The 20735-nt window shown below is 70.0% G+C and carries 22 protein-coding genes; 6 read left to right on the forward strand and 16 right to left on the reverse strand.

All coding sequences use genetic code 11. The features are described from left to right. Positions 1 to 93 precede the first annotated feature (93 nt). On the forward strand, positions 94 to 933 hold the full coding sequence (locus tag SALPAC3_RS0111995) for a YoaK family protein (RefSeq protein ID WP_018221475.1): 840 nt from the start codon (positions 94 to 96) through the stop codon (positions 931 to 933). Between the two features lie 48 nt (positions 934 to 981). Here SALPAC3_RS0111995 and htpX read toward each other — a convergent pair whose 3' ends face one another. The 7 genes from htpX to SALPAC3_RS0112030 all read right to left on the reverse strand — a co-directional run bounded on the left by htpX (position 982) and on the right by SALPAC3_RS0112030 (position 8714). Further along, positions 982 to 1851 (reverse strand): zinc metalloprotease HtpX, encoded by an 870-nt coding sequence (gene htpX / locus SALPAC3_RS0112000; protein WP_026185486.1) that lies wholly within the window; start codon positions 1849 to 1851, stop codon positions 982 to 984. A 122-nt stretch (positions 1852 to 1973) separates the two neighbouring features. After that, positions 1974 to 3545 (reverse strand): NADH-quinone oxidoreductase subunit N, encoded by a 1572-nt coding sequence (locus SALPAC3_RS0112005; RefSeq protein WP_018221477.1) that lies wholly within the window; start codon positions 3543 to 3545, stop codon positions 1974 to 1976. 19 nt (positions 3546 to 3564) lie between these two features. Beyond that, positions 3565 to 5076 carry a complex I subunit 4 family protein gene (locus tag SALPAC3_RS0112010; protein ID WP_018221478.1) on the reverse strand — a complete coding sequence of 504 codons (1512 nt, stop codon included), beginning with the start codon at positions 5074 to 5076 and terminating at the stop codon, positions 3565 to 3567. Continuing rightward, positions 5073 to 7022 carry an NADH-quinone oxidoreductase subunit 5 family protein gene (locus SALPAC3_RS0112015; protein WP_018221479.1) on the reverse strand — a complete coding sequence of 650 codons (1950 nt, stop codon included), beginning with the start codon at positions 7020 to 7022 and terminating at the stop codon, positions 5073 to 5075. The genes SALPAC3_RS0112010 and SALPAC3_RS0112015 overlap by 4 nt, the downstream gene beginning before the upstream one ends. Then, positions 7019 to 7402, reverse strand: a complete 384-nt coding sequence (gene nuoK, locus SALPAC3_RS0112020; RefSeq protein ID WP_018221480.1) for an NADH-quinone oxidoreductase subunit NuoK — start codon at positions 7400 to 7402, stop codon at positions 7019 to 7021. Before nuoK ends, SALPAC3_RS0112015 begins: the two co-directional genes overlap by 4 nt. Then, entirely contained in the window at positions 7399 to 7986 is a 588-nt protein-coding gene (locus tag SALPAC3_RS0112025; RefSeq protein ID WP_018221481.1) for an NADH-quinone oxidoreductase subunit J family protein, read from the reverse strand. The genes nuoK and SALPAC3_RS0112025 overlap by 4 nt, the downstream gene beginning before the upstream one ends. Then, positions 7983 to 8714, reverse strand: coding sequence for a NuoI/complex I 23 kDa subunit family protein (locus tag SALPAC3_RS0112030; protein WP_018221482.1), 732 nt, complete (start codon positions 8712 to 8714; stop codon positions 7983 to 7985). Before SALPAC3_RS0112030 ends, SALPAC3_RS0112025 begins: the two co-directional genes overlap by 4 nt. A gap of 167 nt (positions 8715 to 8881) precedes the next feature. Here SALPAC3_RS0112030 and SALPAC3_RS0112035 point away from each other — a divergent pair, with 167 nt between their 5' ends. Next, entirely contained in the window at positions 8882 to 9943 is a 1062-nt protein-coding gene (locus SALPAC3_RS0112035) for a glutathione S-transferase family protein (RefSeq protein ID WP_018221483.1), read from the forward strand. Positions 9944 to 10178: 235 nt separating this feature from the next. After that, complete coding sequence (locus SALPAC3_RS0112040; RefSeq protein WP_232430500.1) at positions 10179 to 10586, forward strand: hypothetical protein; 408 nt, start codon at positions 10179 to 10181, stop codon at positions 10584 to 10586. Between the two features lie 23 nt (positions 10587 to 10609). Here the strand turns inward: SALPAC3_RS0112040 and SALPAC3_RS27975 are convergent, their stop codons facing one another. From SALPAC3_RS27975 to SALPAC3_RS25750, 5 genes are all read right to left on the reverse strand, one after another. After that, positions 10610 to 10762: a hypothetical protein gene (locus SALPAC3_RS27975; RefSeq protein ID WP_155249798.1), complete on the reverse strand. Its 153-nt coding sequence runs from the start codon at positions 10760 to 10762 to the stop codon at positions 10610 to 10612. A gap of 129 nt (positions 10763 to 10891) precedes the next feature. Continuing rightward, a complete protein-coding gene (locus tag SALPAC3_RS0112045) occupies positions 10892 to 12076 on the reverse strand; it encodes a methyltransferase domain-containing protein (RefSeq protein WP_332308168.1) in 1185 nt (394 codons plus the stop codon). A 13-nt stretch (positions 12077 to 12089) separates the two neighbouring features. Further along, positions 12090 to 13031, reverse strand: coding sequence for an ATP-grasp ribosomal peptide maturase (tgmB, locus tag SALPAC3_RS0112050; RefSeq protein ID WP_018221486.1), 942 nt, complete (start codon positions 13029 to 13031; stop codon positions 12090 to 12092). Between the two features lie 3 nt (positions 13032 to 13034). Then, on the reverse strand, positions 13035 to 13298 hold the full coding sequence (tgmA, locus tag SALPAC3_RS0112055; protein WP_018221487.1) for a putative ATP-grasp-modified RiPP: 264 nt from the start codon (positions 13296 to 13298) through the stop codon (positions 13035 to 13037). Positions 13299 to 13442: 144 nt separating this feature from the next. Next, positions 13443 to 13748, reverse strand: coding sequence for a hypothetical protein (locus SALPAC3_RS25750; RefSeq protein WP_033669789.1), 306 nt, complete (start codon positions 13746 to 13748; stop codon positions 13443 to 13445). Positions 13749 to 14566: 818 nt separating this feature from the next. Between SALPAC3_RS25750 and SALPAC3_RS27070 the strand changes: the two genes are divergently transcribed. Beyond that, positions 14567 to 15595 carry an NsdA family TPR-like regulatory protein gene (locus SALPAC3_RS27070; RefSeq protein WP_080635169.1) on the forward strand — a complete coding sequence of 343 codons (1029 nt, stop codon included), beginning with the start codon at positions 14567 to 14569 and terminating at the stop codon, positions 15593 to 15595. 4 nt (positions 15596 to 15599) lie between these two features. Beyond that, positions 15600 to 16310, forward strand: a complete 711-nt coding sequence (locus SALPAC3_RS0112065; protein WP_018221490.1) for an SDR family NAD(P)-dependent oxidoreductase — start codon at positions 15600 to 15602, stop codon at positions 16308 to 16310. 12 nt (positions 16311 to 16322) lie between these two features. Here the strand turns inward: SALPAC3_RS0112065 and rarD are convergent, their stop codons facing one another. From rarD to SALPAC3_RS0112080, 3 genes are read right to left on the reverse strand one after another with little or no spacing between them, the layout of a single operon-like run. After that, a complete protein-coding gene (gene rarD, locus SALPAC3_RS0112070) occupies positions 16323 to 17285 on the reverse strand; it encodes an EamA family transporter RarD (RefSeq protein WP_018221491.1) in 963 nt (320 codons plus the stop codon). Positions 17286 to 17288: 3 nt separating this feature from the next. Next, positions 17289 to 18251, reverse strand: a complete 963-nt coding sequence (locus tag SALPAC3_RS0112075; protein WP_026185488.1) for a complex I subunit 1/NuoH family protein — start codon at positions 18249 to 18251, stop codon at positions 17289 to 17291. Beyond that, on the reverse strand, positions 18251 to 18856 hold the full coding sequence (locus SALPAC3_RS0112080; RefSeq protein WP_018221493.1) for an NADH-quinone oxidoreductase subunit C: 606 nt from the start codon (positions 18854 to 18856) through the stop codon (positions 18251 to 18253). The genes SALPAC3_RS0112075 and SALPAC3_RS0112080 overlap by 1 nt, the downstream gene beginning before the upstream one ends. Before the next feature lie 176 nt (positions 18857 to 19032). Between SALPAC3_RS0112080 and SALPAC3_RS0112085 the strand changes: the two genes are divergently transcribed. After that, complete coding sequence (locus tag SALPAC3_RS0112085) at positions 19033 to 20079, forward strand: glucose 1-dehydrogenase (protein WP_018812860.1); 1047 nt, start codon at positions 19033 to 19035, stop codon at positions 20077 to 20079. A gap of 61 nt (positions 20080 to 20140) precedes the next feature. Here SALPAC3_RS0112085 and SALPAC3_RS0112090 read toward each other — a convergent pair whose 3' ends face one another. Continuing rightward, positions 20141 to 20707 (reverse strand): NADH-quinone oxidoreductase subunit B, encoded by a 567-nt coding sequence (locus SALPAC3_RS0112090; RefSeq protein WP_018221495.1) that lies wholly within the window; start codon positions 20705 to 20707, stop codon positions 20141 to 20143. Positions 20708 to 20735 lie beyond the last annotated feature (28 nt).

Genomic DNA, 20735 nt, shown 5'->3' on the forward strand with positions numbered 1-20735 from the left:
GGCAGGGCGGTGCCGAGAAGGGCGACAGCAGGCAGGGCGACGGTCGAGAAGGGCGACGGCCAACGAGGAGCAACAGGCCGGAAAGGCAGCCGGATGCGGGGGGCGAGGACGCAGGATGCGGAGTTCGTCCGCCCGGACCTGTCTCACCGGGCCGTCACCCGGCTACTCGTCGTGCTCACCACCGCCTCCGGCTGCCTCGACGTGTTCTGTGTGACCCAGCTCGGCGGGTTCTTCGCCAGCGTGATCACCGGCAACCTGGTCCAGCTCGGCCACAATATTGTCGCCATGGATTCCCGCCTGCTCAGCGGCGGGTCGGTAGCGGTCGGCGGATACGCGATCGGCGTGGCCGGCGGCACCCTGCCGCTACGCCACGCCGAGTTGGGCTGGCGTTCCCGTACCCATCTGGTCATGGTGGTTCAGGTGCTGCTGCTGGTCGGAGTGGCGGGTGGCTGGTGGGCCACCGGGGGGCGCCCCGGATTCGTCGCCTCCCTGACCCTGCTCTTCGCCGCCGCGACGGCCAGCGGAATACAGAGCGTGGTGACGATCAGCTCCGGGATACCGCACGCCACCACGACCTACCTCACCGGATCGCTCACCTCCATCGTGCGGGGGGTGGTCTTCGATCCGCACCGGTTCGCGGCGGGTGCGGCCGGCGTGACCCGGCTACTGGGGCTCCTCGGCGGCGCGGTGCTCGGCGCGGCGGTACTGCGGGTCGCGCCGCTCTGGGCGCCAGCGCTGGCCGCGGCGCTGGTGGCCGCGGTCCTGGCCACCGCGACCGCCGTCAGCCGGTCCCGCCGCCGGCTGCCGTCGCGCTCACCGGGCGAAGATGAGCAGCAGGATCACCGTGAGGATCGCGCTGATCAGCACCGAGCCGAGGCAGCCAAGTCGGTTGGAGAAGAAGACGAACACGGAGGTCGTGGTACCCACCGATGAGGGGGTTCAGGCACCGACCCGGGAGGAGGGTGCCTGAACCCAGCCGGTTCAGCGGTACTGGATGGGGCCGGTGCTGCCGGCCATCTGCTCCAGCCGGGCGACCCGCTCCTCCATCCGGGGGTGGGTCGAGAAGAGCGCCGCCACGCCGCCGCCCTTGAACGGGTTGTCGATCATCAGGTGGGCGGCGCTGGTGAGCTGCCCCTGCGGCGGCAACGGGCGCGCCTGGGTGCCCTTGTGAATCTTCTGGAGGGCGCTGGCCAACGCCAACGGGTCCCGGGTGAGCTGGGCGCCGGAGGCGTCCGCCTGGAATTCGCGGCTACGGCCGATCGCAAGCTGGATCAGCGTGGCGGCGATCGGGCCCAGGATGATGGTCAGCAGCAGCACCACCGGGTTGCGCCCCTCCTCGTCGTCGCCCCCGAGCCGGATGAAGAACGCCAGGTTGGCCAGGGCGGTGATGATGCCGGCCAGGCCGGCGGCCACGCTGGAGATGAGAATGTCCCGGTTGTAGACGTGCGACAGCTCGTGCCCGATGACCCCACGCAGCTCGCGGTAGTCGAGGATCTCGACGATCCCCTGGGTGACACAGACGGCCGCGTTCTGCGGGTTCCGACCGGTCGCGAACGCGTTGGGCTGTCTGGTCGGGCTCACGTAGAGCCGGGGCATCGGCTGCCGGGCCTTGCTGGCCAGTTCCCGCACCATCTGGTAAAGCTCGGGGAACTGTGCCTCGCTGACCGGTTCCGCCCGCATCGCGCGCAGCGCGAGCTTGTCGGAGTAGAAGTAGCTGACGCCGTTCATCCCCAGCGAGATGAGGACGGCGATCACCAGTCCGCCGCTGCCGCCGAACCAGTAGCCCACCGCCAAGATCAGGGCGGTGAGCAGGCCGAGCAGCGCGGCGGTCTTCAGACGGTTATGGTGCACGGTCACTCCTTCGGTGCGCGGACCGCGTTGGTCCGCTGACCGGTTCAACACCACCGGTACCCGTCAACCATCCGTCATATGGCTGTGAAATGCCTGGTAACGAGGGGGGTAGGCCCGCTGGGTCAGCGGGCGGCGAGGTCGAGCACGAGCTGTGGGGCGAAACCGACCACCAGCGCCACGACCGTCGCCGCCGCCAGGACCGCCGCGACTGGCTTGGCCCGGACCAGCACCGCTGCCGGTTCGGTCGGCGCCACCGCCGGACCCGTCGCCACCGGACCCGTCGCCGCCGCTGCCGGGTCAGTCGGCGCCACCGCCGGGGTTGGATCGGTCGGCACCGCTGCCGGTTGGCCGGTGGACCAGAGCGCGGCCACGACCCGCAGGTAGTAGGCCAGGCCGAGCACCGCGTTGACCGCCACCACCAGGGCCAGCCAGCCGGCACCTCCGTCGAGCAGCGACCGGACCACGGTGACCTTCGCGAAGAGCCCGGCAAGGCCGGGCGGCAGACCGGCGAGGCCGACCAGGGCCAGCGCCAGCCCCACCGCCGCCCACGGCCGGCGCCGGGCCGCGCCCCGCAGTTCCTCAAGGGTGCCGCCGTCCGCGCCCGCTGGTCGCAGCGCGACCACGGCCGCGAACGCCGCCAGCTCCAGGACCACGAAGAAGACCGTGTACGCCACCGCTGCCGCGTACGCGGCGGCGCGGGCGTCGCCGGTGCGGCCCGCGGCGAGGGCCAGCGCGCCGAGCGGCGCGAGGATGTAGCCCGCCTGGGCCACCGAGGACCAGGCGAGCAGCCGTACGGTGCGGCGCTGGCGCAGCGCCACCAGGTTGCCGACGGTCATGGTCAACACCGCGAGCAGCGCGAGCACCGGGCCGGTGGTCCGGGCCGGCAGGGCGTGCTGCACCACCGCGAGCAGGGCCACCACCCCGCCGAGCTTCGAGACCGTGGAGAGGTACGCGGCCACCGGCAGCGGCGCGCCGTCGTAGGTGGTGGGCGCCCAGGCGTGGAAGGGCACCGCCGCGACCTTGACCGTCAGCCCCACCACGACCAGCGCCACGGCGACCGTGGTCAGCGGGACGTCGAGCAGCTCCGGCTGCTCGGCGAAGAGCACCCCGAGCCGGCCGAGGTGCAGCGCGCCGGTGGACGCGTAGAGCAGGGCCGCCCCGAGCAGGGTCAGCGTCGTGGCGACCACGCTGACCACGAAGAAGGTCATTGCCGCCTCGATGCTGGCCAGGCTGCCTCGGCGCAGGCCCACCAGGACGTACAGCGGAAGGGTTAGGGTCTCCAGCGCCACGATCAGGGTGATCAGGTCACCGGCCGCACCGAGCGCCACCCCGCCGGTCATCGACGCGGCGAGCAGGAAGCAGTACTCGCCCACCGGCGTCGCCCCGGCCCGCAGCAGCGGCCCGGAGAGCCCCAGCACGCCCAGGGTGAGCAGCGCGACGAGTACGGCGACCAGGGCGGCCCGGCCACCGAAGACGTACGAGCAGTCGGCGCCGACGCAGAACGTACGGCGTTCGCCGCCTCCCCCGACGAGGATCGCGCCGGCGGCCGTGGCGAGCGCACCGAGCGCGGCGGCGGAGACGGTGACCCGCGCCCGCGCGACCAGCAGGTCGGCGAGGAGCACCAGCACCGCCGTTCCGGCAGCCAGGTACGCCGGCAGCAGCGCCACGTTGTCGACGGTCTGCACCATGCTCATGCCCGTACCTCCACCCAGCTCACGGGCGCCCCGGCAGCAGGGCGTCCACCGGCGCCTGGGCCACGCCCAGGACCAGGATCGGGGCCAATCCCACGGCGAGCGTGAGTAGGACCAGCGGTGCCCAGGTCAGCAGTTCCGCCCGCGCCACACCCGGCCCGAGCCGCGCCACTGGCGAGCTGGCCCGGCCGTGGGTGACCTGGCGGAGCAGCCGCAGGAGGTACGCGGCGGTGAGCGCACCACCGAGCGCCGCCAGGACGGCGAGGGTCAGCCAGAGGGGACCACCGACCCGGACCGCGGCGACCACGGCGAACGCCTCTCCCCAGAAGCCGGCCAGGCCGGGCAGGCCCAGCGAGGCGACGGCGGCGAAGCCGAGCAGCCCGGCCAGCCGGGGCGCGGTCTCCCGCAACCCGGAGAGCTCAGCCAGGTCACCGGTGTGGGCTCGGTCCTTGATGGCGCCGGCGAGGAAGAACAGCAGGCCGGTGATGATCCCGTGCGCGATGTTGCCGATCAGGGCTGCCCGCAGGCCGGTACCGGTGAGCGTGGCGACACCGAGGAGCACGAAGCCCATGTGCCCCACGCTGGAGTACGCGATCAGCCGCTTCAGCTCGGTCTGCGCCAGGCAGACCAGGGAGCCGACCAGGATCGCCGCGACCGCGAGTACGCCGAGTACCGGCGCGGCCCACTCGGCGCCTTCGGGGGCGACGCCGACCGCGACCCGGATCAGCCCGTAGGTGCCCATCTTGAGCAGCACCCCGGCGAGGATCACACTGCCGACGGTGGGCGCCTGGGTGTGCGCGTCGGGCAGCCAGGAGTGCAGTGGCCACAGCGGGCTCTTCACCGCGAAGGCGAGCGCCAGCAGGGTGAACGCGGCGAGCTGCGGCCCACGGGCGAGCCCGGTGCCGCCGGTCAGCGCCACAATGTCCGCGGTGCCGGCGGCGGTAACCACCACCAGGACGCCCACCAGCAGCAGCACCGAACCGAAGAGGGTGTAGAGGGCGAACTTGCGGGCCGCCCGGTGCCGGTCGGGCCCACCCCAGCCGACGATGATCGCGTACATCGGCAGGAGGACGACCTCGAAGAAGACGAAGAAGAGCACCAGGTCGAGGGCGAGGAAGGTGCCGAGGATGCCCACCTCGACCACCAGCAGCAACGCCACCAGGGCCCGACCGCTGCCCCCACTGGGGACCTTCCACAGGGTGTAGCCGCAGCAGAGCACGGTCAGCAGCGCGGTCAGCACGACCAGCGGCCAGGAGATGCCGTCCACCCCGAGGTGGAGGCGGAGGTCCAGGCCGGGCACCCACGGCAGGTCCACCTGATGCCAGGGGCGGACCGCGGGGCTCGGGTCGGGGCCCGCCCCGCCGTTGTCGCCGCCCGCTACCAGCGGCAGCGCGGCGAGCAGGGTCAGCCCGGCGGCCACCGTACCGACCAGGCGGGCGGCCCGGTCGTGTCGGAGCGCGGCGACGACCACCGCGCCGACCGCCGGGACCGCCAGCACCGCCACCAGCAGTGCCTGCCCCACGACCCCGCTCATGCGTCGCCTCCGATCAACATGGCCGCCAGCCCGATCAGCAGCGCGCCGGCCAGCACACCGGCGGCGGCCCGCGGCAGCGTGGCGCGGTGCCACGCCGCCAGCCCGCCCCCGAGCCACCAGGCGACCCGACCGCTGCCGGTGACCGCACCGTCCACCACCACCTCGTCGGCGGTACGCGCGCCAGCGGCGAGCCGGCCGATCGGGCGTACCACCAGGGTGTGCTGGAGGTCGTCGAGCCAGAACGCGCGGGCGGAGAGCGGGCGCAGCGGACCCAGTAGCACGGCCGGGTCACCGCCCGGATCTCGCCGCCAGCGGGCCCAGGCGAGCCCCGCCCCGAGCGCCAGCAGGACGAGCGGCAGCAGCACGGTCGGGCCGACGTGCACCAACGGATCGGCGGGCAGCAGCTCCGCGGAGCGCTCCCGGGTGGCCGACCCGTACGGTTCGAGCCAGCGGGCGAAGGTTCCGGAGAATCCGGCCAAACCGAGCAGCGCCGCCGGGGCGGTCAGCAGCAGCACCGGCCAGCGCAGCACCGCGGGCGGGTCGTGCGGCTGACGCAGCGGGCTGCGGGGCGCGCCGAAGAAGGTGCGCAGCAACAGCCGGGTGGCGTACCCGGCGGTGAGGGCGACCCCGACCAGCCCAGCCAGCCACACCGCCCAGCCCACCCAGGCGGGCGCCGGGCCGCCGTGCCGGGCGGCTTCCTCAGCGGCGTACAGCACGGAGTCCTTGCTGAAGAAGCCGGACAGCGGCGGCAGCCCGGCCAGCGCACCGAGGCCGATCAGCATGGACCAGAAGGTCACCGGCATCGTCCGGTGCAGGCCACCGAGCTGGGACATCAGCGCGGTACCCGCCGCATGGATCACCGCCCCGGCGGCGAGGAAGAGCAGCGCCTTGAAGGCGGCGTGGGTGAGCAGGTGGAACAGGGCCGCCGCGGGCGCACCCACCGCCAGCGCGCCGGTCAGGTAGCCCAGCTGGGAGACTGTTGACCAGGCGAGGACCCGCTTGAGGTCGTCCTGGGCGAGGGCGGCGAACGCGCCGAGCAGCAGGGTGATCGAGGCCAGCACGCCGAGCACCGCCAGGGCGACCGGCACCTGCCCGAAGAGGGGGAAGAGCCGGGCGACGACGTAGACCCCGGCAGCCACCATGGTCGCCGCGTGGATCAGCGCGGAGATCGGGGTGGGGCCGGCCATCGCGTCGGGTAGCCAGGTGTGCAGCGGGAACTGGGCGCTCTTGCCGGCCACCCCGGCGAGCAACAGCAGGCAGGCAGCGGTGAGCAACCCGGTGGCGTGGTCGTGGGCGAGCACATCGGCGATCCGGAAGCTGCCCGCGGAGACACCGAGCAGCGCGATCCCGAGCAGGAAGCCGACGTCACCCACCCGGGTGACCAGGAAGGCCTTCATCGCGGCGCCGGGCGCTGCGGGCAGCCGTCGCTCATGGGCGATCAGAAGGTACGAGCAGAGGCCCATCACCTCCCAGCCGACCAGCAGCAGGATGAGGTCTCCGGCGACCACCACCAGCAGCATCGCGGCGGTGAAGAGGCTGATCTGGGCCGCGTACGGCGGGTAGCGGTGGTCGACGTCCACCTCGTCGTGCGGGCCGTTCCGGAGGTAGCCGATCGAGTAGACCTGCACGGCGAGGGCCACCGCGGCGACGGCGACCGCCACCAGCGCCACCGTCGAGTCCAGCCGGACGCCGAGGGTGACCGTCAGGCCGCCGAAGTCGATCCAGGTCCGGGTGGCCTCGGCCGGTGCGTCGAGGGTGGCCAGCAGGGCGACGGCGAGGAGTAGCGACAGGGCCGCGCCGGTCGTCCCAAGGGTGATCGCCGCCCGACGGGCCCGCCGCCGGGCCGCACCGGCTTCCGGGGACGCCGGCGGCAGCAGGAGCCCGATCAGGCCAGTCACCAGGGGTACGGCCGGCAGCAGCGTGCCGAGCAGGACGGGCGTGCTCACCGGTCTGCCTCCCCGGGGGTGGCCGCCGTGGCGGGCGGGGGCGCTGACGGCTCGGCCGGGGCGTTCGGCGGCGGGGGCTCGGCCAGCGGCACCTCGTCCACCGCCACGCTGGCCCGCATCCGGTAGAGCTGCAGCACGATGGCCAGCCCGACGCCCACCTCGGCGGCGGCCAGCACGATCACGAACAGCGCGAAGACCTGGCCGCCGTGCGGCAGCTGGGACCGAACCGTGGTGTCGGCGGTGACCAGGATCAGGTTCACCGCGTTCAGCATCAGCTCGACCGCGATCAGCACCAGGATGGCGTTGCGCCGGCGCAGCACCCCGTACGTGCCGAGCCCGAACAGCAGGGCGGCGGTGACGTAGGGGATGACCGGCCTCACCGGGACCGCCTGCCCTCGGCGGAGGCCTCGATGGAGGTCTCGGCGGGGGTCTCGTCCGCCCTGCTGTCGCCGGCCAGGTCCACCGGCGACCGTCCGATGTCCGGACGGGACAGGATGATCGCCCCCACCAGGGCGGCGAGCAGCAGCACCGAGAGCACCTCGAAGGGCAGCACCCAACTGCCGAAGATCTGCTCCCCGATCCGTTCGGCGCTGCCGGCCGTGGGCAGCGGCACCGACGACCACCGGTACGCGTCCACCAACAGCGCGGCCAGCCCGAGCCCGGTGCCGCCGCCGATCAGGGCGGCCGGCCAACCCGGTCGGTCCAGGTCGGTGGAGGCGCCGATCGGAGCACGGGTGAGCATCACCGCGAAGAGCAGCAGCACCACCACCGCCCCCACGTAGATCAGTACCTGCACCCAGGCAACCAGTTCGGCGGTGAGGACCAGGTACATCCCGGCCACCGCGGCGAGGCAGAGCACCAGGTAGAGGCCGGCCCGGACCAGGTGCCGGGTGGCCACCGCCAGGGCGCCGGAGCCGACCGCCAGCGCGCCCAGGGCGAGCAGCAGCGCGTCGGTGCCGGTCACGGGGTCGGGCCTTCCCCCGTTGCGGTGTCCCCGGCTGGTCTGGGCCCGGGGCGGGGCGGGGGCTGTTCGGCGGGGCGGGCCGGGGCGGCCGCCGGGCGTTCGGTGGAGCGGGCCGGGGCGGCCGCCGGGCGTTCGGTGGAGCGGGGCGGGGTGACAGCCGGACGTTCGGCGGGGTTGGCCGGGATCGCGGCTTTCCGCGCAGCGGCGGTCTCTTCTTTGGCCGGCTCGCCGTTCGGGTCGTGCGCCGGCGGTGGCGGGACGGTGCCCATCCACTCGCCGAGGTGGTCCTTGTCGTGCAGGAGGTCCTTGATGTCGTACTCGGCGTACTCGAACTCCGGGGACCAGTAGAGCGCGTCGAACGGGCAGACCTCGATGCAGATCCCGCAGTACATGCAGAGCGAGAAGTCGATGTCGAACCGGTCCAGCACGTTGCGTTGCCGGGCGCGGGCCGCCCCGGGCACCACCACCTCCTCCTTGTGCGAGTCGATGTAGATGCACCAGTCCGGACACTCACGGGCGCAGAGCATGCAGACCGTACAGTTCTCCGCGAGGAGCGCGATCACGCCGCGCGAGCGCGGCGGCAACGCCGGGGCGACATCCGGGTACTGCTGGGTGGCCGAGCGGCGAGTCATCGTCTTCAACGTGACCGCGAGCCCCTTGACCAGGCCCACGCCGGGCAGGCTGCGCTCACCGTCGGCCGGGTCGCTGCGCTCACTGGGGTCGGTCATGCCGACCATCCTGCCCTGTGCCCCCCGGCGGGCGCGACCACCACCCGGGTGCGGGCTGCGGCCACCGGCCGGGGGAAGCGCGGCTGGGTTACGGCGCGACGCTTCGCGCGCCGCCTGATCCGGCGATGATGGGTGGTAGGCGCATCGCGACGACCAGAGGGGGCGGCGTGACCGAGGGCGCGACGGCGAGCAGCGGCGAGGCGGCGCTGCGCCGCACCGGCGGGAGGTACGTCGAGCCGGGCGGCGAGTTCACCCGGGATCAGCGCTACATCGCCACCCGGATCACCGCCGACGGCGGGGACGGCTGGCCGGTGGAGCCGGGGCGGTACCGGCTGGCGGTGAGTCGTGCCTGCCCGTGGGCGAACCGGCTGGTCATCGTCCGACGGCTACTCGGGCTGGAGGGCGTCCTCTCGATGGCGGTCGCCGGCCCGACCCACGACCGGCGAAGCTGGAGCTTCGACCTCGACCCCGGCGGGCGGGATCCGGTGCTCGGCATCGAACGGCTGGCGGACGCCTACTTCGCGCGCTTCCCCGGCTACGACCGTGGGATCACGGTACCGGCGATCGTCGACGTACCGACCGGGCAGGTGGTGACCAACGACTTCGCGCAGATGAGTCTCGACCTGTCAACCGAGTGGACCGCGTACCACCGCGACGGGGCACCGGAGCTCTATCCGCAGCGGCTCCGGGACGAGATCGACGAGGTGAACGCGGTGGTCTTCGCCGATGTCAACAACGGGGTCTACCGGTGTGGCTTCGCCGGCAGTCAGTCGGCGTACGACCGGGCGTACCAGCGGCTGTTCGACCGGCTGGACTGGCTGAGCGACCGGCTCGCCGGACGCCGTTACCTGGTCGGGGAGACAATCACCGAGGCGGACGTACGGCTGTTCACCACGCTGGTCCGCTTCGACCCGGTCTACCACGGCCACTTCAAGTGCAACCGCAGCAAGTTGACCGAGATGCCGGTGCTCTGGGCGTACGCCCGGGACCTGTTCCAGACCCCCGGCTTCGGCGACACCATCGACTTCGATCACATCAAGCGGCACTACTACGCGGTGCACGGGGACGTCAACCCGACCGCGATCGTCCCGCTCGGCCCGGATCTGGCGAACTGGCTGACACCGCATGATCGGGGGGAGCTGGGTGGTCGCCCCTTCGGCGACGGTACCGCCCCGCCGCCGCCCCCACCGGCCGAGCGGGTTGACCCCGCACACACCCCACTGCGCTGAGGTACCGCGGCTGGCGACGCGGCACCGTCCTTGTTGCTGCCGCCGGCATCACCACACCAGCGAGCCCGCACCGCCTCGGCGTGGGTCGGACCAGTTTTGGTTAGCCACAAGCTGAAGGGTGACGCGCCCACGACGGCCGCTGGCCAGATCTTGACCGGTGGTGGCGGAGACCGCATGCGCGGACCAAGCAGGCGTGAGTCGCGCTAGGGAGGCCGATTGACTACACTCACCCGCCGTGGCGGATGGTGGAGTCAAACCAGGAATGCGAGATGACCGTGCCTGGCCGTCCAACGCGATTCCGGTGTCGGCCGGGGTGGCCGTGGGAGCATTGGCCGTGGCGGTCTATTTCGCGCTATCAGATGCCGAGGTCGTGCTCGTAGTAGTCCCGTTCGTCGTCGCGGCGGCGTCCGGCGCGGGCCTGATAATCTCTGCGATCCGTTATTCGCTCAGAGGCGAGGCGATCCCGACTCGGTTCAGCCTGCTTTCCTTGGCACTCGGGCTCCTCGGCTTGAACCTCTCCTGGATCATCGACGTGGACGTAGCAGGTGCCGCATTCTTATCGGGGGCCGCGTTCGGGCTCGCAGTCGGCAACATTCAGGCGATTCGCATGGCCCGCGCCAATCGTGGCGAGTCGGTGGGCTGAGCCCGAAGTGCTTCGGTGTCCTCTCAGTTTTGGTTGGCCACTTCCAGCCCGAGGCCAACACCCGCATCGCTGGCACGCCGGCTCAGCGTAAAGGGCTGACCGTCCACCGTCATGCCGGAATTGCTGCGGCAGGGCATAGAAAGCGGAATGGCGCCCATCGCATCGGTGAGCGCCATCCAAATTAGAGCCAGAACTCTGGTGACCCAAGGGTGCCCAGAGCGTTCGCCGCGAGTCGACTACAACTCACCCCCGCAAACACCCACCGCACTGACGGACCACGGACGGCGGGGGCGTTTGGACGTTGGCTAGCTCAGGGTGGGCAATGGCCAGCGGAAGACGTCGCCCCCATCTCCGCCCTGGCGGCGAGCCGGGTGATCGAGCCATGCGTACTGGACGCCACCAGTGGTGGCGGTGATCCCGAGCCGATCGCGCCGCGGCTTGTCGTGGTCAACCCACGACCGCCACGCCGACTCGACGGTGTCCCACAGCCGCCTGGGGGACGACTGCCGGACGTGCAGCGGCCCATCAGCACGCCGTAAAGCGGTGGCGAGATCAGCTCCGTCGTGGATGGTGAGCCCCGCACGCACCAACTCGTCGTCAAAGTGCTCGACAAAATGCAGCGTCGGCTGGTGGAGCAGGAGCCAGAGCCGGAAGTCGGGGTCGGCCAGCGCCTCGGGATCAAGGGCACTGACGCCGAGGCCCGCGAGATCATCAGGGACGGGTTGGGGCTGGTCGGCTAGCAAGCCGGCCGGCGTCGCCCGGATGGCAGGACGCATCGCCATGAACCATGCCTGTTCCACGTCGAAATGGCCGGACACCTCGTCGGTGCCAGATTTGGTCAGCACCGCGAGCGCTCCGCCCATGGTTAACGGGGTGACGATCCGTCCGCCGTCGGCGAGCTGATCGATCCATGCTGGTGGCACCCCTCGGGTGGCGCAGGTCGACAGGATGCGGTCATACGGGCCGTGATCCTTGACGCCCAGCGCACCGTCTCCGGCAACCACCGCGGGCGCGTAACCCACGGCGTCCAAGCGGCCGGCAGCTTCAGCCACCAGGGCGGCGTCGATGTCCACGCTGGTGACGTTGACTGCGCCCACCCGGTGGCACAGTAGGGCGGTGTTGTAGCCGGTACCGGTACCGATCTCCAGGACCCGGTGACCGTCTGCGACGTCAAGGATGTGCAGCATCCTGGCTACCAGTGACGGCAGGGACGCTGAGCTGGTGACGACCCTCCGGTCCTCGTCCGCCACCCACTGGGTAACCAGAAAACGGTCCGTGTACGCGGCTTCCAGCCACTCCGGACGGTGGGCGGAAAAGGCGCCGTCCACCAGCCGGCTGGGGCGATTGTACTCGTCAAGTTCCCAATATCGAGGTACGAACACGTGTCGCGGGGTGCCCTCGAACGCCGCCCGCCACTGGTCATCGGCTATCGCGGATGCAGCGGCAAGCTTGTCCGCCAACGTAGCCGCCCACGGCTGCCAGTCAGTCAAATCATCACCCTTTCTACAGTAAGTCAGCCAACGCGGAGGCTATTGGCAGCCCGGTTGCGCCTTCAATCCAACCGTACTGTCCGGCTGGATTGCACTCCAACATCCACCATTTGCCGTTTGGGTCGACCACGAAATCGAAGGCACCGAACACTATCCCGAAGTGGGACATGAATGCTCTCACCCCATCGGCTACCCGGCCGGGAACGTCCACGATCTGATAGGTGAGGGCGTCGTAGTCGGCTCGAAAGTCGATACGCGCCTTCCTGCTGTGTGCGGTGATGGCTGCCGCGAACATCCGCTCACCCACCACCGTTAGCCGCACCTCGCAGGCCTTGCCAATAAAGGGTTGGAACTGGTGGGCTGTTGTCTCGACCCCGCGCATGTCGGCCAAGTCCGCGCGAGACAGCAGGTAGGTGTTCAGCGCCTTCCGACACCCCCCTTCGAGGATGGAACCGAAGCCGAGAGGTTTCATGACTATGCCGCCGGGGTGGTGATCGGCGAAACAGCGCACCGCGTCAGCCTGATTGGTGACCAGAGTCGCTGGGACCGAGATGCCACACCGTTGGGCCACCGCAAGCTGCGTCGGCTTGTACATGTCTGCCTGCCGGCCCGGGTGGTTGACCCAGCGCACCGGCAAAGACCACAAAACCCCACCGAGCCCGAATTTCGCTTCGTGGGTGGCGTGCCACCGTTCGGCCGGAGACATGCCGTCCGAGACAGCAAACGTGGTGGGGTTGCGGTACCACACGGACCGCAACCCCGCCAACGCCACCGTCCGGCGCTCAGTACGAAGAACGCCGCGCCAACCCGCCTCGGTCATCTCAGCATCCAAACTGAGACGGCTGGGAAACCACGAGGTGTCGCAGCGAAATACGGGAACCCGCCGCCGGGTCAGCACCTCCACCACCGCGTCCACCGTCGGGTCGACGTCCGCGGCAAGCACCAGGACGGTCATGGGTCAGCTCGGCTGGTCCGGCATGAAGTCCGGAGTCCACTCCTCGCCCCCGGTGTTGGGGCCTCCGTCGGGCGACGGCCCGGTCGTCTTCATGGTTCCGGCCTGGACAGTCCGGTGCCAAGGGTCACCGTTGGGGGTGACGCCGATCTGGTGGTCGTCGCACCACCGCCATTCGGGATGGGCACCGTGCTCGGCGCTGTCCAGCGGCTGTGCGAATCTCAGCCCGAAAGGGCGTACGCCCCGCTCGGACGGAAGGCTGTCACTCATTGCGGCTACGGTGCGCCCCGTTGCAAAACGTTCACTCTCGCTAACCATCATGCTGTCTCCGATCTCCTGCTTTACCGAACGATGGGGTCATCTGGCAGAGGTGGGCCGGCGGAGCTCTTGGCCGCATCATCGAAGCTCCGGCGACTACGCCCACGACACGAACCGGTCGAACAACTCGTGGGGCTCGACCTGATCATCCGGGCTGAGGTGGCAGAGGTCGTGCATCGCCTCGTAGAGCAGGCCGGCAAGGTAGATCAACAGACCTGATCTTCGACCTTCGAATTCGACTCTGAGGAGGAGCTGGGCCTCGGCGCAGGGCCATGGCTGGCAGCAGGCGCGACACGCCCACGTGGGCCGTAGCGGTGTGTGGGGTGGTCGGTTCCCGATGCAGTGCCGAGGGTGCTCCGGATACGGACCGAGCCTCGGCTGCGGAAGCTGATGAAGGTTCACCACCGGCCTCCGTTGGCTCGCCACTGCTGGGCGGGAGTCAGCCGGCCGACGCTACCCGGCCGGGGGTAGAAGCAGGTCGGCTGCGTCATCCACGCCGGCGGGGTCGTGCTCCGGACTCGTTGCGGCAAGGCAGGCGGATCCGGCTCTTTGCAGCGGAACCAACGGACACGCATGGCAGTCTCCTCTTCGGCTAGTTGGGCAGCTCCGCCACGCTGAAGCCTCCCGGACCTGGAGCGAAGTACCTCCCCAGCGCCCAGCTGAGCGGTGCTGTGCGGTGTGCGACGCATTCTGGCGACACGGCCCTAACGTTGCACGGGGAGTTACGCCAGCGCCACGGGAACGGGTTTGAGCCCAGCAAACCCCGTGGAATTATGCGGGTCTAGCGGTGTCCCGTAGTCCTGCTGTTGTCTCACAGCAACAACCAGAGCAAACTCCGTGGCGGGGTCGATATACAGAAGCGCCAGCACTACCGCGCTCTGAAGTCGAGGGAGGCCGAGATGGCAGCACGTCAACCCGGCGGCCAACGCTCGCCGCTCATTCACCCCCTAAGCTACGTTCGGCAGGAGCATGGATGGACCTATCAAGACCTGGCTCATGTCATCGCCACCCGCGTGGGCAACAGTGCCGCTCGAAGAGAGAAGGCGTGGCGGTGGGAACACTGGGGGGTGGTACCTGATTCGGCTTCACAGCTCGCCTTGGCCGCGGAGCTTGGGGTCTCGGTCGAAGCAGTGCACACCCTGGGCTGGCCACACTGGCTCCCTATCGGCGAAAGGGTCAAAATAGATGCTCCATGGTCGGCTGAAAATTGCGTCCAAGCTATGGACGAGACGGCGGGTAGTGCCGTGCTAGATCGACGCGGGTTTCTGGTACTCGGCGTCGGGGGTGCCGCCGTCCTAGCCGATCAGTGGCTCAGCATCGACCCGCCCCAGTTGGCTTCTGTCCTCCGCGGCGGGCACATTGACGCGGAGCTTGTGACCTGCCTGGAACAGCGCCTGCCCGCCCTTCGCCAGATGGACGCTGTGCTTGGCGGAGGGCACATTCGCAACCTTGTAGACGCGGAGCTACGGCTGGTGACCGATTTGCTGACAAAAGGCGCGTACACGGAGCACCTAGGCCAGCGCGTCTTTTCAGTCGCCGCGGAGCTAGGTCGCATCGCAGGGTGGACCAGCTTTGACAGTGGCTATCATGCAGCGGCCGAGAGGTATTGGATAGCCGCACTACGTGCTGCTCACACTGCGAACGATCGAGCAGCTGGTGCCAACATTCTCAAATGCATGAGCCTGCAACGGATGGACAACGATCGCGCCGACGAGGCGCTGTCTCTCGCGCAAGCGGCGCGCGAAGGAGCAAAGTCCGCACCGGCCCGCGTTTTGGCCATGCTGGCTGTCCGGCAGGCACGCACCCATGCCGTTCGCGACGAGGTTCGAGACTGCGAACGGTTACTTAGCGTGGCTGAGCGGAACATGGGCAGGGCCGACGATGAGGTAACCCCCGGATGGGCGAGTTACTTTGACCGGGCAGAGTACTGCGCCCAGGTCGCCGGAAGTTATCTGGCATTAGAACAGCACAAGGCAGCGGACGACTGGCTAGCCCAGTCGCTTGCTGTGCAGTCAATAGAATGTCGCCGCGACCGAGCGACATACCTCATCTGGCGAGCGGACAGCGCGCTTGGGCTAGGCGACGTGGAACACGCCTGTGAGCTAGTGAGTCGGGCAGCCCCTGACGTCGCCGGCGCCCGGTCTGTCCGCAACCGGAAGCGCCTTGCTGGCATCCACACTAAGATCAAGAAGTATCGACACCCGGCCGTGGGAGCTCTGGACGATCAGCTCCACGGTTTGATCACATAGTCGGATGAACAACGGTGGGAAGCGCGTAGCGGTCGTTACGGGAGCCAACCGAGGACTCGGCTACGCGATCGCGCGGCGACTGGCCAAGCAGGGCTTACATGCGGTGCTGACGGCCCGAAGTGAACAGGCTGCCGAACAGGCTGCGGCGAAGCTTCGTGAGGACGGGCTGTCGGTTTCGTCGCACCAACTCGACGTGACCGACCCGGCGAGCGTCGTCCGGGTGATGGCAGATACTGGAGTCACTTATGGTCGGCTGGACGTGCTGGTAAACAATGCCGCCATAGCCATCGACCGAGGCCAGCAAGCAAGTGCGGCAGACATGGAGAAGGTTCGCGCAACCATTGATGCCAACCTGATGGGAGCCTGGCGTTGCTGCACAGCCGCCATCCCCGAAATGCGCAAACTCGGGTATGGCCGCATCGTAAACGTCACTACCCATATGAGCACCTTTGGGCAGATGAATTCTGGCAGCGTGGCCTACCGAATCTCCAAAACCGGGCTGAACGCCTTGACCTGCATCCTGGCCGCGGAGCTGCGAACGGCGAACATCCTGGTGAACGCCGCCTCACCAGGCAAGGTTGCCACCCGAATGGCCTACGGGAAGGCAGAGCAGACTCCGGACGAGGCTGCCGACACCTTCGCTTGGCTGGCGACGCTGCCAGACGGCGGTCCCACCGGGCAGTTGTTCTACCGACGGGAGCCGCTTCAATGGTGACCGTCGATAGGGTTAGCGACGCAGGGACGGTGCAGTACTCGTCCCGGATCGAACCGCAGGCAAAGCTCCTTCCGCAGGCTGTGGGGGGAGGCGACGGGCGGCGCGGACGGCATCGACGGTGAAGACGGCGAGCGCGAGCCAGACCAGGGCGAAGCCCGCCAGGCGAGCGGGAGGCATGGGCTCGCGGAAGATGATGACGCCGCAGCCAAATTGGAGAATCGGGGCGAGATACTGAAGCATCCCGAGGCTGGTGAACGGCAGCCGGTTGGCCGCACCAGCAAACATCAGCAGGGGAATCGCGGTTGCCGCTCCGGCTGAAACCAACAGGGCGGTGTGTCCCGCCGACACCGCCCCGAACGCGGCCCCGCCGGTGCCAACCAGCCACGCCAGGTACGCAAGCGCGGGTAGGGCGAGGACCGCCGACTCCACGAAGAGCCCCTCGGCGGCGGGTAGGCCGAGGCGCTTCTTGACCAGTCCGTACCCGGCGAAAGTGAACGAGAGGACCAGCGCCAGGTACGGTGGGCGACCGTAGTCGACGGTCAGCACCACGACCGCCGCCCCGCCCACGCCCAGTGCCGCCCACTGCGCGGGGCGCAGCCGCTCCCGCAGTACGAAGACTCCGAGTAGCACCACGACGAGCGGGTTGACGAAGTATCCGAGGGAGGTCTCCACCACCCGCTCGGAGTTGACCCCGTAGATGTAGGTGCCCCAGTTGAGGGCGACCAGTGCGGCGGCGACGCCGAGCGCGGCCAGGGCCCGCGGTCTGCGCAGCAGCGCTCGCAGGAAGCTGCGGTTGCGCATCGCTGCCAGCACCAGCGCGACGAAGACCACGGACCAGACGATCCGGTGGGCCAGGATCTCCAGCGGGTCCGCCGGCCGCAGCAGTCTCATGTAGAGCGGGAAGAAGCCCCAGAGCACGTACGCGCCGATGCCGTACAGGTAGCCGAGCTTGTCGGTAACGGTAAGGAACGGCACGCGCTACAGGGCGATGCGGACGGTGACGGTCAGGACGAGCTGGGCCAGCGACACGGGGACCAGCACCAGCCAACAGAGCCGTTGGAGCTGATCCGCACGCAGGCGTGGGTAGCTGACCCGGAACCAAATGATCACGAAGCTGACCGCGCCGACCTTGAGTAGGGTCCAGAGCCAGCCGAGCTGCGCGTCGGCGAACGGCCCCTGCCAGCCGCCGAGGAACAGCACGGTGGTGAGCGCGGCGATCACCACGACCCCCACGTACTCGGCGAGCAGGAAGAACGCGAAGCGCAGGCCGGTGTACTCGGTCAGGTAGCCGAACACCAGCTCCGAGTCGGCGATCGGCATGTCGAACGGCGGCCGCCGGATCTCGGCGAGCCCCGCCACGAAGAAGACGATCATCGCGGGGGCCTGCCAGATCAGCCACCAGGGCTGCCACGCCTCGACGATGCCCGGCAGGCTCAGGGTGCCGGCCGCCATCGCCACCGACGCGGCGGCGAGCACGAACGGCAACTCGTAGCCGAGCAGCTGAGCCGCGGCGCGCAGACCGCCGAGGAGGCTGTACTTGTTGGCGGAGGCCCACGCCGACATCAGCACGGCGACCACACCGACCCCGACCACGGCGAGTACGAAGAAGAGCCCGATGTCCAGCGGTTGCCCGACCAGGTCACCCGGCCCGAGTGGGATCACCAGCAGCACCAGCAGGTAAGGCACCAGGGCCACCACCGGGGCGAGCCGGAACACCGGGCGGTCCGCCCCGTTGGGGGTGATCTCTTCCTTCTGGACGAACTTCACGCCGTCCGCGATCAGTTGCGCCCAGCCGTGGAAGGCGCCGGCGTACATCGGGCCCAGCCGGCCCTGCATGTGCGCCATGATCTTGTGCTCAGCCTGGCCCACCAGCAGCGGCAGGGTGAGGAAGGCGACCAGCACCGCGCCGACCCGAAGCAGCAACTCCACCCAGAGCGGCATCAGACCGTCCCCCCGTTCTCGGGGGGAGTCGGCGCCGGGCCCCACTCCCCCGGCGCCGGCACGCCCGGCGGGCGCATCGGCCGGCGACCGCCCCCGGCCTTGGACTCGCCCGGCTCCTTCGCCCCCGGCCAGGGTTTGGCCACCCGGGAGGCGAGGACGAACTCCTTACGCAGCGGATGCCCCTCGAACTCCGGGGGCAGCAGCAGCGGCTTGAGGTCGACGTGGTTGACGAAATCGATGCCGAACATCTCGTGTGTCTCGCGCTCGTGCCAGGCCGCACCCGGGTAGATGTCGACCACCGAGGCGACCTCTGGCGCCGTGCGGGGCAGCCGGGTACGCAGCAGCAGCCCATGCCGACGCGTACTGGACCAGAGGTGCACCACCACGTCGAACCCGGCGGCCAACTCGTCCACCGCGGAGAGCCAGTCGAAGAAGTCACAGGCCAGTTCAGCGTCGTCCCGGGCCGCGCGCAGCGCGTCGGTCCAGCTCTCCGCGGGCACGTCAACGGTGGCACGGGCGTACGCCTGACCGCCGGAGACCGAGGTGGTGACCTCAACCGGGGCGAGCAACGCGGCCATCCGCTGGCCTACCTCGTCCAGAGTCATGCCGCCGATCCTATGACCGCTGGGGTCGGTGTGCGTTGCCCAGCGGGGGCCATTCTCCACCGCGTGGGCGGGCGGCCGGTGGCTCGACCGGGGCTCCGCCGGCCGGTGTGGCCCGACCGGGGGTCCGCGGTGACAATCGGCGCCAGCGCCCGCCGCCCTCGGCGAAGATTGGGATCGTGCGCGCGGTGACGGTCTCTCCCCAGGTCCCCGGCTCGCTCCGCCTGGTCGAGGAGTGGCCCGAGCCGGCCGGCGCGGAGGGCGCGATCCTGGTCGAGGCGCTGGCGGTGGGGATCTGCGGCACCGATCAGGAGATCATCGCCGGCCAGTACGGCGAGGCGCCCCCCGACCAGGAGCGGCTGGTTATCGGGCACGAGTCGCTGGGCCGGGTGCTGGCGGACCCGACCGGCACCCTGCGCCGCGGGGACCTGGTGGCCGCGGTCGTACGGCATCCCGACCCGGTGCCCTGCCGGAACTGCGCCGTGGACGAGTGGGACATGTGCCGCAACGGGTTATACACCGAGCACGGCATCAAAGGGCTTCCCGGCTTCGCGCGGGACCGGTGGCGGGTGCAGCCGCGCTTCGCCGTGCCGCTCGATGCCGCCCTCGCCCAGGTGGGGGTGCTGCTGGAACCAGCCAGCGTGGTCGCCAAGGCGTGGGAGCAGATCGAGCGGGTCGGCCACCGTGCCCGGTGGGACCCACGGAACGTCCTGGTCACCGGAGCCGGGCCGATCGGCCTGCTCGCCGCGCTGTTCGCCACCCAACGTGGACTGAGCGTGCACGTACTGGACCGAAACACGACAGGGCCGAAGCCGGACCTGGTCCGGGCGCTCGGCGCCAACTACCACACCGGGTCGGTCAACGAGGTGGACCTCCAGCCGGATGTGCTGGTGGAGTGCACCGGCAACCCGACGGTGGTACTGGACTCGATGTGCAAGGTCGGCCCGACCGGCATCGTCTGCCTGACCGGTGTGTCCAGCGGTGGTCGGACCATCGACTTCGACGCCGGGGCGTTGAACCGCACGCTCGTGTTGGAGAACAACGTGGTCATCGGGTCGGTCAACGCCAACCGCCGGCACTGGAAACAGGCCGCGGCGACGCTGGCCCAGGCCGACCACTCGTGGCTGGACTCCCTGATCACCCACCGGATACCGATGTCCGACTTCGCCGCCGCGTACGAGGTCGGCGCAGGGAAGATCAAGGTGGTCCTGGACCTCACCGCCTGAACTGGGGACGCCCCAGCAGGGAGCGGGTCAGCAGGGAGCGGGAGGACGGCTCGGAACGGGCTCAGGACGGGTCGGGCGGGCGGACCGGCGGGGCGGTCAGCGACTCGGCGGAGCGGGGGGCGGGGGCGTCGGCCGGTGCGGCGAGGGCGTCCGGGCGGGGGACCCCGCCGACGCCGGCCTCCTCGGCGGCGATCTTCTCCTGCAGCCGCAGGATGCCGTGCAGCAGCGCCTCCGGCCGGGGCGGGCAGCCCGGGACGTACACGTCGACCGGGATGAGCTGGTCAACACCCTTGGTCACCGAGTACGAGTCCCAGTACGGCCCGCCGCAGTTCGAGCAGGCGCCGAAGGAGATCACATACTTCGGCTCCGGCATCTGGTCGTAGAGCCGCTTGATGGCGGGGGCCATCTTGTCGGTGACCGTGCCCGACACCACCATGAGGTCGGCCTGCCGGGGACCGTGCGCGAACGGGATCACCCCGAGGCGCATGAAGTCGTGCCGGCTCATGCTGGTGGCGATGAACTCGATGGCGCAGCAGGCGAGGCCGAAGTTGAAGACCCAGAGCGAGTAGCGCCGGCCCCAGTTCAGCACGAATCGGATCGGCTCGCCCAGCACAGCCGGCACCTGCACCTCGGGCCTCCCTCATCCGTTCCCGGTA

Source organism: Salinispora pacifica DSM 45544 (assembly GCF_000378845.1).
GTDB classification, from domain to species: domain Bacteria; phylum Actinomycetota; class Actinomycetes; order Mycobacteriales; family Micromonosporaceae; genus Micromonospora; species Micromonospora pacifica.

Bases quoted from the DNA above. Each gene is read 5' to 3' on its own strand.
- SALPAC3_RS0112010 (WP_018221478.1), bottom strand. From the start codon at position 5,076: ATGAGCGGGGTCGTGGGGCAGGCACTGCTGGTGGCGGTGCTGGCGGTC.
- SALPAC3_RS27070 (WP_080635169.1), top strand. From the start codon at position 14,567: ATGGACGAGACGGCGGGTAGTGCCGTGCTAGATCGACGCGGGTTTCTG.
- tgmA (WP_018221487.1), bottom strand. From the start codon at position 13,298: ATGAGTGACAGCCTTCCGTCCGAGCGGGGCGTACGCCCTTTCGGGCTG.
- SALPAC3_RS0112005 (WP_018221477.1), bottom strand. From the start codon at position 3,545: ATGAGCATGGTGCAGACCGTCGACAACGTGGCGCTGCTGCCGGCGTAC.
- SALPAC3_RS0112080 (WP_018221493.1), bottom strand. From the start codon at position 18,856: ATGACTCTGGACGAGGTAGGCCAGCGGATGGCCGCGTTGCTCGCCCCG.
- SALPAC3_RS0112075 (WP_026185488.1), bottom strand. From the start codon at position 18,251: ATGCCGCTCTGGGTGGAGTTGCTGCTTCGGGTCGGCGCGGTGCTGGTC.
- SALPAC3_RS0112030 (WP_018221482.1), bottom strand. From the start codon at position 8,714: ATGACCGACCCCAGTGAGCGCAGCGACCCGGCCGACGGTGAGCGCAGC.
- SALPAC3_RS27975 (WP_155249798.1), bottom strand. From the start codon at position 10,762: ATGGCGCTCACCGATGCGATGGGCGCCATTCCGCTTTCTATGCCCTGC.
- SALPAC3_RS0111995 (WP_018221475.1), top strand. From the start codon at position 94: ATGCGGGGGGCGAGGACGCAGGATGCGGAGTTCGTCCGCCCGGACCTG.
- SALPAC3_RS0112065 (WP_018221490.1), top strand. From the start codon at position 15,600: ATGAACAACGGTGGGAAGCGCGTAGCGGTCGTTACGGGAGCCAACCGA.
- tgmB (WP_018221486.1), bottom strand. From the start codon at position 13,031: ATGACCGTCCTGGTGCTTGCCGCGGACGTCGACCCGACGGTGGACGCG.